Origin of the sequence: Clostridium polyendosporum, assembly GCF_018332455.1 — a bacterium.
Classification (GTDB): Bacteria; Bacillota; Clostridia; order Clostridiales; family Clostridiaceae; genus Clostridium_AY; species Clostridium_AY polyendosporum.
Window position 1 is genome coordinate 188,169 of the sequence record NZ_BOPZ01000001.1, and the last position, 14,244, is coordinate 202,412.

Here is a 14,244-nt window from a genome sequence, read left to right on the forward strand (position 1 = left end):
AATTTTTTAATGAAAAAATTCCAAATTAGTGTAATTATATGAGAAAAAGATAAAAATTAATAGAAATATGGGAATAATTATATTTTACAAGAACAGATATATGCTATAATTTAATTATAATTAATTAAATGAATAATTAAGTTAAATAGAAAAAGGAAGAGTAGATATGGAAATTCTGTCATTAGGTGAAAAAATAAAGAGAACAAGAAAAAAATTAAATATGACTTTAAAGGACTTAGCTGGTGATAGAATAACGCCAGGGCAGATTAGTCTTGTTGAATCAGGAAGATCAAATCCATCAATGGATTTATTGGAATATTTAGCCACCACACTAAAAACTTCTGTAGAGTATCTTATGGAGTCAGAGGAAACTCAAGCAGAAAAAATATGTACATATTTTGAGCAGCTTGCTGAATCATATATTTTATCTGGAGATAGCTTAACGGGAGAAAAATATATAGAACAATCATTATATTATGCAGAAAAGTATAACCTTGCCTATAGAAAAGCAAAAAATCTTTACTTAAGGGCACAGATTTATATGTCAAAGGAAGAGTATGTTTCAGCTCAACAGTTTTTTCTTTCTGCAAATGTAATATTTATTAAAAATAATAATTATGAAGAAATTGTCCGTACATTTTTAAGTTTAGGAAAGATTACTTTACAGCTTAGAGCGTATCATTCTGCTAGTTCCTATTTAAAGCAAGCAGAGAAAGTTTATATAGATAATAATATTGGAGATGATTTCCTAATTGGAGATATATATTTTAATATGGCAAAGACTTATTTTAAGATAGAAGATACTAAAAATTCTATGAACTACTCCTTATTAGCAAAGCAAAAGTTTGAACAGATTTATAATAAGAAAGAATATGCTAAAACGCTGTTGCTTCTTTCTGAGGAGTATAGTAAAAAAGGTGATTTGTCTAATGCTATAAAATATTCAAAGAAAACCTTGGAGATTTATAAAGATTTAGAGGATACTAACAATGTTTCTAATATTGAGAATAATTTAGGGAAATTATTCTGTGAGTTTAATAATATAGAAGAATCTTTTAAGCATTATGAAATTGCAAAAGAGATTAGGATAAAAAATAAAGATGAGAAACTTATAGATACTCTTGTGAACATATGTGAAAATTATATTAAGCTTAAGGATATATCCAAATGTAACTTAGTATTAAATGAAATAGAGAATCTTATAGATTTTCAAAATACTGATGCTATTATTGATTATAATTTACTAAAATATAGGGTTAGTTTAATTAAGGAAAACTATACTGAAGCAGAGAATATACTTATAGATGTATTTAATATATCTATTAATTGTAACAACTTAAAAAAAGCTGGAGAAATTGCTGTAATGATAGGTAAGTTTTATTTAGATCAAAAGAATGATAGTGAAGCAGCAAAGTATTTAGATAAAGGAGTTAGTATTTTTAAACAATTAGGAGTGATTAAAAATTAGATTATATTGATAGGTGATTAGTATGGAAATATTATCAACAGGTGAAAAAATAAAAAGATCAAGGATTTACAAAGGAGTAACATTAAAAGAGCTCTGTGATGACAAGATTTCAATTTCAAAGATGAGTTGTATTGAAAATGGTAAGGTAAAGCCAGATCGTTGGATATTAGATATTGTAGCACAAAAGTTAGATTTAGATATTAAGTATCTCCTTAAGGACGTAAGAGAACAATTAGTGAATAATTTAAGTCAGTTTGAAGAGGGAAGTAGACATAGAGATTTTGAAAAGGACGTCAAAATAAATTTAAACTATGCTTTAGATTACAAATATTATGACTTAGCGTTTAAATTAATGCATATCTTGTTTGAGTTCTATATCGAGCAGGGAAAAGATAATAAGATTCAGAATATAGTTACTGATTATTATGAAGTTGCTCAAAAGAATGAACAAGTTATAGAAGTGTTTTATAGAGATATGGCCACATATTTTTATAGAAATAGAGAATATGTAGAGGCATTAACTTATTATAATAGATTAAGGTTAAATGCAAAATGGTTAAATGTAAATTTAGAATGTGAACTTTTATATAGCGAGGCTAGCTGTTACACAAAAATGGGTTATCATAATAAAGCCTATGATATGTTAGAACAAGCACAACATCTTTATTCTGATATAGAGAATAATATTATAAAAGGGAAGATATTAACACTTTTCTTTAATTTATCAATTAAATTAAAGAAGAGTATAAATGAGAGCTTAATAGATAGGATATATGAGTTATTAGTAGGTAATTCTAAAGTACTAGCAACTTCTAGATTTTCATTAGGAGAAAGTTTTTTTGTTATAGGTGATAGAGTTAGAGCAATAAAAGAAATAAAAGAAGCCATTTACTTATTCTCTAAAGAGAGTAGGGAACTATATGGTGATTTTCTTAATAAGTGTACAGGGCTTCTTATCAAAAATAATGAATTAGAAGAAGCTGAAAGCTGCTCAGATAATGCTTTAAATATTGCCATTAATTGTGATAATATAAAACTTATTGAAAGAGCGTATTATTTAAAGGCTATAATTTTTCAAAAAAGGAATCTTTATTCACAATCAGAAATGTATATGAATCTCTCTATGGATGCACTTATGAAATTTGGTAATTATGAACAGAGATATAAAAGATACTTAGAAATGGCAAATATGTATTATGAACTTAAAGAGATACGGGAATCCCTTAAATATTTTACTTTAGCAATGAATTTAGAAAAGAAATTATAGATTGTATTAAAAGAATTATATTTTAGAAATAATAGAAAAAACATTAAGCTGTAACTATATTTATAGTTACAGCTTAATGTTTTAATTTGCTGTCATTTGACGAAGTGAAATCTGACTTAAGTTAAGTAGACTTTATGCCTGGTGAGTTGAGTTGTATTGTATGTATAATTAATTTCACCCTCTGAGCTTGTAATCCTGTTGCAAGCTGTCTAATGATAATACCTTTGTAGCTGTCCTATCATCTGTAATAAGAACATTAATATATTTTCCACGTAATGCTCCAAGAATAGCTTCAGCCTTAAATTTTCCAGCAGCTATACCTACTTTGTATTCAACTTGTCGCAATGTATCCAAATCTACACCTATAACTTTTTTATTTATATCAACATTCGCTTCTTTACCGTTAATATCAAAAACATGAGCAAAAATGCAGCCAATAGCTTTTTGTTTGCTTAACTCACTACGTTGAGCTAAGTAGTTTGACCACAAAGTTGAAGATGTTAACGCATCCATAGTTCCTATTCCTGTAATTATTATGTCAGCCTTATTAGCTAGGAAAAGAGTATCGTTAATAAAAGGTTCCTGGATTAATGCTTTTCGTGCATAATCGTTATCGATATATAAAGGAGCATATAAATATTTATATTTTCCTCCATAAGCACTTGCGATTTGACGTATAAGTTCTGGTGCATCAACTATTGGATCATCTTTAGCAGCTGCACCTAGAATTTGAACTGCCGTTATAGGAAGCTTTTTTCTAGGTTTAAGGTTTTTTACTAAATTAAACATTGTTGTTCCCCACAAAACACCTATAATAGAGTTTTCAGTTATTATATTGTCTAAGTATTCAGCACCAAGTTTACCTAGTGTATATAGTGTTTCTTCATATGGAAGTACTTTATTATCTAAGACAATAGCTTGTTTTAAATTGAAGCGTTTTTTCAGCTCACTTTCGATATCGTATACTCTTTCTCTGGGTTGATTTATAGTGATTTGTACAACATTTTTATCACGGGATTCTTGTAAAAGTTTCGAAACTTTAAAACGAGTAGTTGATAACTTAGCAGCAATTTCTGCTTGAGTCATATTTAGTTCATAATACATGGTAGATAGTTCTGCAAGAAAACTCAACTTCTCAGATTCATTCATAACTTCGTATTCTTTCATAATCGAAGCTCCTTAAATACATATAATATAAAAATATATAACATTATAACTTATATAATATCCCTTTTCAAGCTACCTAATAGTTAACATGGATTTAACTCTTAGCAACAATATGTATTTATAACATTCTAGCAGTATAAGATTAAATTTTTAATAATCAACATATACATGAGTTGATGAAATAAACATTTGTTAAATTAATAATATATATTGATTACTAGGTAGAGTTCGATAAAGGTGTTAGGTGGTTGATAGATAAAGCAGTATCTCTTTCTATTGGTGCAGTTGTCTTCTTTACGAGGTTAGCAGAATGAACTTTTAGTAAAGTAGATAAAGGGTTTTTGATTTTATTCTATAAAGTTGATGGAAATAAAATTATTAGTTACCAAACAAATGATAAAAAAAATAACAAATGTTTTGACAACTATAAAAAGATTTGCTATTATAATGACAAATAAAATCTCTAAGAAACCCAATAATATTGGTAAGATGAACTGAAAATAGAAAAGAGTTGTCCAATAAAAGTGGACAACTCGTTTTATGTTTTTTTTACTATAATTAGGTAATAAATCCTAGACTTTTAACTTAGTTATAGATTAAAGATAAGATTACTTTTCCTAGGTCTCAAGCTATAATATGATTTTTTAGTTGAATTACGTTAATGAATAATATATTCAAAGGATAAATTGCTTTTTATTAGAATAAACTATATCTGTATGGGAAAAAAGTAGTATATATTATAGTAGTTTATGAAGTGAATTAGTAAAGCAAATAGTCTTTAGTATAATTAAGGTATATATTTTTCTTAAATAAAATTATGAAATATTGTTGTGGTAAACTTTCGTTAATTAATAATGAAATTTTTTTCATGTTTATAAATATGTGTTGAGTTTTTTGTGCGAATATGATAATATAAATTAGCATAAATTGATAAATTATTATTAATTTATGTCATTCTTTAATGATTTCCTTTCGATATTTCTTGTTTTCTATTGCTATATATAAAATATAGTTTAGGGTATTTTTCTCTAACAAGTTACAAGAATGCATGTTTATACATGAATGTGCATAAATATACATAAAATATAAGTTTACAGTTTTGATTAATTGTGCGACAATTAATTTATTTAAAGAAATAGCATTCATTTTCAAAAGGAAAAAGGGGGAAAATTCATGGCTGTTTATGAAAGAGCGACAGGAAAAAAGATTTATGTCGTTGATACTACTTTAAGAGATGGAGAGCAAACAGCAGGAGTTGTTTTTGCAAACCATGAGAAAATAATAATAGCAGAAATGCTTAGTGAATTAGGAGTAGATCAACTTGAGGTTGGAATACCAGCAATGGGTGGAGATGAAAAAGAAGCAATTAAGGCTATAGTAAAAAGAGGATTAAAATCCAGTATTATGGCTTGGAACAGAGGTGTTATAAGTGACATCGAACAATCCATTGATTGTGGCGCTGATGCTGTAGCAATATCTATGTCAGTTTCAGATATTCATATACAGCACAAGTTGCAAAAATCTAGAGAATGGGTTTTAGAAAATATGGTAAAAGCAGTTGAGTTTGCAAAGAAGAATGGACTTTATGTTTCTGTTAATGGGGAAGATGCTTCTAGAGCAGATAATGAGTTCTTAGTGCAATTTATAAACACTGCAAAGCAGGCTGGTGCTGATAGATTTAGATACTGCGATACTATAGGAATAATGCACCCTTTAAAAATTCAAGAAGAGATAAAATATTTAAAAGATAATACTAATTTTGATATAGAAATGCATACCCATAATGATTTCGGTATGGCAACAGCTAATGCTCTTGCTGGACTTATGGGAGGAGCTACACATCTTGGGGTTACAGTAAATGGACTTGGAGAAAGAGCTGGAAATGCTGCTCTTGAAGAAGTTTTAATGGCTCTTAAATACGTTTATGATTATAATGTAACTGTGGATACAAGGAAGTTTAAAGAAGTTTCTGAATATGTATCAAAGGCTTCAGGAAGAGAGCTTCCAGCATGGAAGGCAATTGTAGGATCAAACATGTTTGCTCATGAATCAGGAATTCATGCTGATGGAGCAATCAAGAATCCTTTAAATTACGAAGTTTATGATCCAAGTGAGGTTGGACTTGAAAGACAAATAGTAATAGGTAAGCATTCAGGTAAGGCAGCTATAGTAAACAAATTCCTTGAATATAATGTTGATTTAAGTCCAAAGGATGCTGATGAGCTATTAGTTAAGGTAAGAGAACTTGCTGTAAAGCTAAAGAGAACTCTATTTGATAAAGAACTTGTTCAACTTTACAATGAACACGAAAAAAATAAAAGCGTTTAAAATATAAACTATAGGAAAGCGGGGAATAAACTTGGGGTTAAATTTGGTTTACAAAATATTAAAAGAACATTTAGTAGAAGGAGAACTTAGAGGTGGGGAAACTATTGGTATAAAGATAGATCAAACCTTAACTCAGGATTCTACAGGTACTATGGCATATCTTCAATTAGAAGCTATGGGTATAGATAGAGTAAAGACAAAGAGATCAGTAGCTTTTATTGATCACAATATGCTTCAACAAGGTTTTGAAAATGCTGATGATCATAAATATATTCAAACTGTAGCATCAAAATATGGAGTATTATTTTCAAAGCCAGGAAATGGTATATGTCACCAAGTATTTCTTGAAAGATTTTCTTGTCCAGGAGATACTTTAATAGGTTCAGATAGCCATACTCCAACAGCTGGCGGAGTTGGAATGATAGCTATTGGTGCAGGTGGATTAGACGTAGCACTTGCCATGGGAGGCGGCGCTTACTACATAACTGCTCCTAAGGTATGTAAAGTTAATCTAGTAGGAAAGCTAAGATCAATGGTTTCTGCTAAAGATATAATTTTAGAAGTTTTAAGAAACCAAACTGTAAAAGGTGGAGTTGGAAAGGTATATGAATACGCTGGAGAAGGTGTAAAATATCTTTCTGTACCTCAAAGAGCTACTATCACAAATATGGGAGCAGAATTAGGAGCTACAACTTCTATATTCCCTAGTGATGATAAGACAAGAGAGTTCTTAAAAGCTCAAGGAAGAGAAAATGAGTGGAAAGAACTAGCTCCAGATGCAGATGCAATTTATGATGAAGAAATCACAATTGATTTAAGTACATTAGAAGCTTTAGCAGCTAAGCCTCATAGCCCTGATAACGTAGAAGAAGTAAATAAGATAGGAAAAATTAAGGTTGATCAGGTAGCTATAGGAAGCTGTACTAATTCTTCATATGAAGACTTAATGAAGGTTGCTAAAATTCTAAAGGGTAAGAAGGTTAATCCAGAAGTATCTTTAGTTATCGCACCAGGTTCAAGACAGGTTATGGAGATGTTAGCTAGAAACGGTGCTTTAGGAGATATTATCAGTGCTGGTGCTAGAATTCTAGAAAATTCTTGTGGACCATGTATTGGTATGGGTCAGGCGCCAGGTACAGATGCAGTATCATTAAGAACTTTCAATAGAAACTTCTACGGAAGAAGTGGAACACTTTCAGCACAAGTATATCTTGTAAGCCCAGAAACTGGAGCTGTAAGTGCTATTGCTGGATATTTAACAGATCCAAGAGAACTTGATTTAGACTTAAACATAGAAGTTCCTAAAAACTTTTTAATAGATGATAGTATGATAATTAAGCCAGCAGAATGTGGTAAAGAGGTTGAAGTAGTAAGAGGACCAAATATTAAGCCGTTCCCTACAAATACACCACTTTCAGATGAAGTATCTGGTAAAATAACAATAAAGGTTGAAGATAATATAACTACAGATCATATTATGCCTTCAAACTCAAAGCTTCTACCATTTAGATCAAATATACCTTATCTTGCAGAATACTGCTTCAACACTGTTGATGTAGATTTTCCAAAGAGAGCACAAGAAAATGGTGGCGGTTTTATTATCGGAGGACAAAACTATGGTCAGGGTTCAAGTAGAGAGCATGCGGCTTTAGCTCCACTTTACCTAGGTATTAAGGGAGTTATAACTAAGTCATTTGCAAGAATCCACAAAGCTAATCTAATAAACAATGGAATTATTCCATTAGTTTTCGAAAATGAAAGTGATTACGATAAGATTTCATTATTAGATGAGCTTAAGATAGAAGATGTTAAGACTGCTTTAACAACAGGAGAAGTTGAAGTAAAGAACGTAACTCAAAACTACTCCTTTAAGGTAAAGGCTGAACTTTCACAAAAAGATATAGATGTTATTTTAGCTGGTGGTAAGCTAAGCTATACTAAGTTAATGGCAGAGAAGGAGGACAAAAATGCATAAGATTACTTTAATACCTGGAGATGGAATTGGACCAGAAGTAAGCAAGGCCATGCAAATGGTAGTTGAAGCTTCAGGTGCTCAAATTGAATGGGAAGAAGTTGAGGCTGGTGCTCATCAAATAGAAAAGTACGGTACTCCACTGCCAGATCATGTTATAGAAGCAGTAAAGAAAAATAAAATTGCTATAAAGGGACCTATTACTACACCAGTAGGAAAGGGCTTCAAGAGTGTAAATGTTACACTTAGACAGACTCTAGATCTTTATGTAAATCTTAGACCAATAAAGAGCTTCAAGGGTATTCCTTCAAGATACGAAAACATTGACTTGGTTATTGTAAGAGAAAATACTGAAGATTTATACGCTGGAATAGAGCATAAAATTGGAGATTATGGTGCAGAAAGCATAAAGCTTATCACTAAGCCAGCTTGCGAAAGAATAGTAGAGTTTGCTATGGATTATGCAGAAAAGAATGGCAGAAAGTTAGTTACAGCAATTCATAAGGCAAATATTATGAAACTTTCAGATGGTCTGTTCTTAGAGACAGCAAGAGAAGTAGCAGAAGCACATAAAGATGTAGATTTTAGTGATTTAATTGTTGATGCTGCAGCTATGAACTTAGTTATGTATCCAGAACGTTATGACGTAATGGTTATGCCTAACCTTTATGGAGATATACTTTCAGACCTTGGTGCAGGACTTGTAGGTGGCCTTGGTATGATACCAGGAGCAAATATAGGAAAAGACTATGCAGTATTTGAAGCTGTTCATGGTAGTGCACCACAAATAGCTGGTCTTCAGAAGGCAAATCCTACTGCATTAATCCAATCAGCAGTGATGATGTTAAGACACATTGGAGAAAAGGAATGTGCTGAGAAGATTGAAAAGGCATTAGCAGTAGTTTTTGAAAAGGGCGAATGTTTAACAGAAGACTTAGGAGGAAAGGCAACAACCTTCCAGTTTGCTGAAGCACTTTGTAACGCAATGTAATAATATATAAAAGATGGATAGCGTAATGCTATCCATTTTTTTGTTGTCATTTCACGAAGTAAAATCTGACTCAAGCTATAAATACGCAAATTATAATTCAGTTATGTAAGTTCATAACTGAATAAACCTTATGTCTATTTAATTTTAGTTGTAAGTTAGATTAATTTTTTAAGTAACTTTTATATTTTATTTCTAGCTTTCAACATAATTTGATATTGTGTTTTGTACTTGACTAAGAGCAGTTTCTACAGATGTAAGAGAGCTTTGAATATTTTTTTTGTTAGCTTCTTTTTCAACTGTTGATAAAGCCTGTTGAAGACGTTGTTTAGCACTTCTTAAATCATTAATTGTTGATTCAACATTTTGCTTTCCATCATTCATACAACAATCCTCCTTTATTTTTTACGATTATATTATCTGCAGAATTTTTTTTGTGATTCTTATTTTTTATAGAAAAAACTTTTACCTAATAAATATAGAACAGTATTTTTAGTTTTTTTTTAGTATAATTTAAGTGTATAAAAGGTATATCATAAAGGTATAAAATAGAATTTATATAGATGTTAGGAAGGAACAGGAATGAAAAAAGTTAGCATAGAAGAACTCAAGGAACTTCAAATATTTAATGGTGTACAAGAGGAAACTTTAAATAAATTATCATCAGAATCTATAGTAAAAAGCTTTAAAAAAGGAGAAATAGTTTTTTTTGATAAACAGATAGTAGATACTATTTATATCGTACTTAGTGGAAAATACTCTTTATATAAAATAGGTGAAGGAGCACAAAAGAGAGTTATTTTTATACTTGGACCAGACAAAATAATAAATGAAGTTATTTTAGATAATTTACCATCTTCTATTTATTGTGAAACCTTTGAAGAGGGAGAATTATTGATGATAAATAGATTTAAATTCATTGAATTTATGAAGAAAGATTTTGTTTTAACTACCAATGTATTTAAATCAGTTGCGAAAAAAGTAAGAAGGCTTTATAGACAAATAAAGAATTCTACTCCATTAAAAATTGAAAAAAAGTTAGCTGCAAAATTTTGGAAGCTATCTAAAGATTACGGAATAGAAACAGAAGATGGAGTAGCAATTAACCTTAAAATATCTGTTACATATCTTGCAGATATGTTTGGAAGTCAGAGAGAGACTATTTCTAGGGCTTTAAAAAAACTTGAAGAACTTGATATTGTTAAAATAAAAGATAAAACAATTATAATACCTGATAAAGAAAAACTTTTAAAATATTTTAAGGAATCCAAGTAAAAGAGAGAATTGTTTAAATATTTTTAAAGATTGTGATAATTATCACAGTCTTTTATTTTTTTTTATAATATACTTAGCTTGTAATGGGGGAGGGTTGAAATGTTTGGTGAAGAAATTAACAAAGTAGCCTCAACGGCTCAAATGAAAACTAATCTATTAAAGAAGAGTAAATTAAGGTATTTATTAGCATCAGTTTTAGCAGGTCTTTATGTTGGATTTGGTATAATGCTAATATTTACAATTGGAGGATTATTAAGTTCAACTAACTCACCATCAACAAGAATTGTTATGGGAGCTGCCTTTGGAGTAGCACTTTCTCTAGTTGTGTTTGCAGGCTCAGAGTTGTTTACAGGAAATAATTTTATAATGACTATAGGAGTGCTTAAGAAAACTGTATCCTGGAAAGATGCTGTTTTAATTTGGGTATTTAGTTTTATAGGAAACCTTATAGGTTCAGTTTTTGGAGCATGGCTTTATTACTCTACTGGACTAGCTATCGGACCAGTAGGTAAATTTATGGGCAGTATTTCTGCTGTAAAAATGAGTGCACCAGCCCATGAATTATTTGCAAGAGCTGTACTATGTAATATATTAGTTTGTTTAGCTACATGGTGTACTTTTAGAATGAAAGAAGAAGTAGGCAAGCTTATAATGATTTTTTGGTGTTTATTTGTGTTTATAACTGCTGGATTTGAACACAGTGTTGCAAATATGACACTACTTGCCATTGGAATGTTAATACCACATCCTTCAGCAGTAACGCTAGGAGGATATGTATACAATATAGGAATAGTTACACTTGGTAACTTAATAGGAGGAGCTGTGTTATTAGCTCTACCATATTTTCTTATCTCAAAAGAAAAGTAGAGAGGTGTTTATTATGGGATTTAAGCTAACGGTAGAAGATTTTAACCAATTTCTATCATCAGTATCAAAGGATTACAAGGTTTATGCACCTAAGGTTCTTGAAGGAAAAGGAACTTTTTCTGATACGGATGTTGTAAGGTATTCAGAAATTGAAGATGTTAGAGAGATTGAATTTAAAACTAAATCAGCATTTTCATACAAGGAAGTACTTCTTCCTATAACTCAAACATTATTCTATTTCACAGAAGATCAATGGATCGAGCCAAAGAAGGAAGAAAAAGGAGCGTTGATATTATTAAGAAGCTGTGATATGCACTCATTAAGAAGAATTGATGATATCTACTTAAGAAATGGATTTGAAGATCCATATTACAAAGCTCTTAGAGAAAAGGTAAAGTTTGTTTTAATAGGTTGTGAAAAGAGTTTTGATAATTGCTTCTGTGTAAGCATGGGAACAAATAAAACTGATGAACACGATGCATACATAAAGGTAGATGGAGATATGGTATACTTTGATGTTAAAGATGCAGCAATAGAACAATATTTCGCAGATCTTTCAAAAGAAGAAGTGGAGATAACTCTAGATTTTGTTGAAGAAAATCAAACAAAAGTTAATATTCCTGCTAATCTTGATTTAAAGGTTATGAATTCCTCAATGTGGAAAGAATACTCAGAAAGATGTATCGCTTGTGGAAGATGTAACTTTGTTTGCCCAACATGTACATGTTTTACAATGCAGGATATATTCTACAAAGACAATGAGAAGTCAGGGGAAAGAAGGAGAGTATGGGCTTCCTGTCAGGTTGATGGATACACTAATATGGCTGGAGGACACAGTTTTAGATTAGACAAGGGACAAAGAATGAGATTCAAGGTTCTACATAAAGTTTATGATTATAAGAAGAGATGGGGATATCATATGTGTGTTGGATGTGGAAGATGTGATGATATATGTCCAGAGTATATATCTTTCTCAAACTGTATTAATAAACTAGAAAAAGGCATGGAAGAGGTGGAATAAATGAGTAATATATATATGCCATTTCAATCAGAGATTTTAGATGTAAAACAGCATACTGAAATAGAGTACACTTTTAGAATGTCTTTTAAGGGTGATGTAAAACCAGGACAATTCTTTGAAGTTTCTATTCCAAAATACGGAGAAGCTCCTATTTCAGTAAGTGGAATTGGTAAAGATTATGTAGAACTTACTATTAGAAGAGTTGGTGTGGTTACAAACGAAATATTTAGCTACTATGTTGGACAAAAGTTGTTTATAAGGGGACCATACGGCAATGGTTTCGATATACAAAATTATAGGGATAAGGAAATTATAGTAGTAGCTGGTGGTACTGGTCTTTCACCAGTTAGAGGAATCGTAGAATACTTCTCAAAAAATCCTGGTGATGCTAACAGATTTACTTTAATTTCAGGATTTAAGTCACCTAATGATATGCTGTTTAAAGACGACATAAAGCAGTGGGAAAAAAACATGGATCTTATTTTAACAGTAGACACTGCACCGGAAGGTTATAATGGAAATGTGGGACTTGTAACAAAATATGTTTCTACATTAAGAATTGATGATATTGATAGTGTACAAGTTATTGTTGTAGGACCTCCAATGATGATGAAGTTTACAGTGCAAGAATTCCTAAAGAGAGGAATTAAAGAAGAAAACATTTGGATCTCCCAAGAGAGAAAGATGTGCTGTGGAGTTGGTAAGTGTGGTCATTGTAAGATTGATGATACATATATATGTTTAGATGGACCTGTATTTAACTACACAAAAGGCAAGTTATTAATAGACTAGAAGGGGGGAGAAGTTATGGATATAAATACTAAATACCTTAAGAAAAATGCTTTTAGAGTAACTAAACATAGAGGAGTAACAGCTTCAAGAATAAGAATTCCTGGTGGGCATATGGATGCTAAGTACCTTTCTCTTATTCAGGAAATAGCTGATAAGTATGGTAATGGTACAGTGCATATAACTACAAGACAAGGGTTTGAAGTTCCAGGGATAGATATGAAGAACATTCCTGAAGTAAACAAACTTCTTCAACCTATCATAGAAGGCCTTGAAATAAATCAAGAAGTTCCTGGGCAAGGATATACGGCAGCAGGAACAAGAAATGTATCTGCATGTATAGGGAATAGGGTATGTCCTTTTGCTAATTATGATACGTCTACTTTTGCGCAAAGAATTGAAAAAGCAATATTTCCTAATGATCTTCACTTTAAGATTGCTCTTACAGGATGTCCAAATGACTGTATGAAAGTAAGAATGCACGACTTTGGAATTATAGGAATGACTGAACCTCAATATGAGTCTTATAGATGTATAAGCTGTCAGGCTTGTGTTAAGAGTTGTAAAAAGAGAGCTAAAGGTGCCTTGAAGTTTGAAAACTTTAAAGTAGTAAGAGATCATGAAAAATGTATAGGTTGTGGTGAATGTGTAGCAAAATGTCCAACAGGTGCATGGTCAAGAAGCAGGGAAAAGTACTATAGGTTTGCTATCATGGGTAGAACAGGTAAGAAAAACCCAAGACTTGCAGAGGACTTCATTGTTTGGGTGGATGAAGATAGCATATTAAAGATAATATTAAATACTTACGGTTATGTTACTGAATATATAGATAAAGAAGCACCACACGGAAAAGAACACATTGGTTATATAGTTGACCGAACGGGCTTTGAAGAGTTTAAAAAGTGGGTTCTTAAGGATGTAGAACTTGGACCGAAGGCAGTAATGAAAGAGAATATTTACTGGAGTGGAATTCGTTACTAATTTTGTGATACATTAAATAATTAATAAGTTTTGATAAAAGCTTTAATTAATGTATGGTATATAATATATAAGTAATAAAAATGGTGAATAAGTTACAATATAATTAAATATTAATATTATA

12 protein-coding genes are annotated in these 14,244 nt (G+C 30.9%); 10 read left to right on the top strand and 2 right to left on the bottom strand.

What is annotated here, in order from left to right:
* Positions 1-166: 166 nt before the first annotated feature.
* Both CPJCM30710_RS00785 and CPJCM30710_RS00790 read left to right on the top strand, forming a co-directional pair.
* A complete protein-coding gene (locus CPJCM30710_RS00785; RefSeq protein WP_212902256.1) occupies positions 167-1,468 on the top strand; it encodes a helix-turn-helix domain-containing protein in 1,302 nt (433 codons plus the stop codon).
* 22 nt (positions 1,469-1,490) lie between these two features.
* Entirely contained in the window at positions 1,491-2,735 is a 1,245-nt protein-coding gene (locus tag CPJCM30710_RS00790) for a helix-turn-helix domain-containing protein (protein WP_212902257.1), read from the top strand.
* 174 nt (positions 2,736-2,909) lie between these two features.
* Here CPJCM30710_RS00790 and CPJCM30710_RS00795 read toward each other — a convergent pair whose 3' ends face one another.
* Positions 2,910-3,902 (bottom strand): sugar-binding transcriptional regulator, encoded by a 993-nt coding sequence (locus CPJCM30710_RS00795; RefSeq protein ID WP_212902258.1) that lies wholly within the window; start codon positions 3,900-3,902, stop codon positions 2,910-2,912.
* Positions 3,903-5,075: 1,173 nt separating this feature from the next.
* On the opposite strand from CPJCM30710_RS00795, the gene nifV reads away from it, so the two are divergent.
* The 3 genes from nifV to CPJCM30710_RS00810 are packed head-to-tail and all read left to right on the top strand — an operon-like array spanning position 5,076 to position 9,193.
* Positions 5,076-6,230, top strand: coding sequence for a homocitrate synthase (gene nifV, locus CPJCM30710_RS00800; protein ID WP_212902259.1), 1,155 nt, complete (start codon positions 5,076-5,078; stop codon positions 6,228-6,230).
* 31 nt (positions 6,231-6,261) lie between these two features.
* The gene (locus tag CPJCM30710_RS00805; protein ID WP_212902260.1) at positions 6,262-8,205 is read left to right on the top strand and encodes an aconitate hydratase; all 1,944 of its coding nucleotides are present in this window, start codon (positions 6,262-6,264) and stop codon (positions 8,203-8,205) included.
* Positions 8,198-9,193 (top strand): isocitrate/isopropylmalate dehydrogenase family protein, encoded by a 996-nt coding sequence (locus CPJCM30710_RS00810; protein ID WP_212902261.1) that lies wholly within the window; start codon positions 8,198-8,200, stop codon positions 9,191-9,193. Before CPJCM30710_RS00805 ends, CPJCM30710_RS00810 begins: the two co-directional genes overlap by 8 nt.
* A gap of 192 nt (positions 9,194-9,385) precedes the next feature.
* On the opposite strand, the gene CPJCM30710_RS00815 is transcribed toward CPJCM30710_RS00810, so the two are convergent.
* Entirely contained in the window at positions 9,386-9,574 is a 189-nt protein-coding gene (locus CPJCM30710_RS00815; RefSeq protein WP_212902262.1) for a hypothetical protein, read from the bottom strand.
* Positions 9,575-9,772: 198 nt separating this feature from the next.
* Between CPJCM30710_RS00815 and CPJCM30710_RS00820 the strand changes: the two genes are divergently transcribed.
* The 5 genes from CPJCM30710_RS00820 to asrC all read left to right on the top strand — a co-directional run bounded on the left by CPJCM30710_RS00820 (position 9,773) and on the right by asrC (position 14,123).
* A complete protein-coding gene (locus CPJCM30710_RS00820) occupies positions 9,773-10,465 on the top strand; it encodes a Crp/Fnr family transcriptional regulator (protein ID WP_212902263.1) in 693 nt (230 codons plus the stop codon).
* A 99-nt stretch (positions 10,466-10,564) separates the two neighbouring features.
* Positions 10,565-11,332, top strand: coding sequence for a formate/nitrite transporter family protein (locus CPJCM30710_RS00825; protein ID WP_212902264.1), 768 nt, complete (start codon positions 10,565-10,567; stop codon positions 11,330-11,332).
* A 13-nt stretch (positions 11,333-11,345) separates the two neighbouring features.
* Entirely contained in the window at positions 11,346-12,353 is a 1,008-nt protein-coding gene (gene asrA / locus CPJCM30710_RS00830) for an anaerobic sulfite reductase subunit AsrA (protein ID WP_212902265.1), read from the top strand.
* Positions 12,354-13,145: an anaerobic sulfite reductase subunit AsrB gene (gene asrB / locus CPJCM30710_RS00835; protein ID WP_212902266.1), complete on the top strand. Its 792-nt coding sequence runs from the start codon at positions 12,354-12,356 to the stop codon at positions 13,143-13,145.
* Between the two features lie 15 nt (positions 13,146-13,160).
* Complete coding sequence (gene asrC, locus CPJCM30710_RS00840) at positions 13,161-14,123, top strand: sulfite reductase subunit C (protein ID WP_212902267.1); 963 nt, start codon at positions 13,161-13,163, stop codon at positions 14,121-14,123.
* Positions 14,124-14,244: the final 121 nt, after the last annotated feature.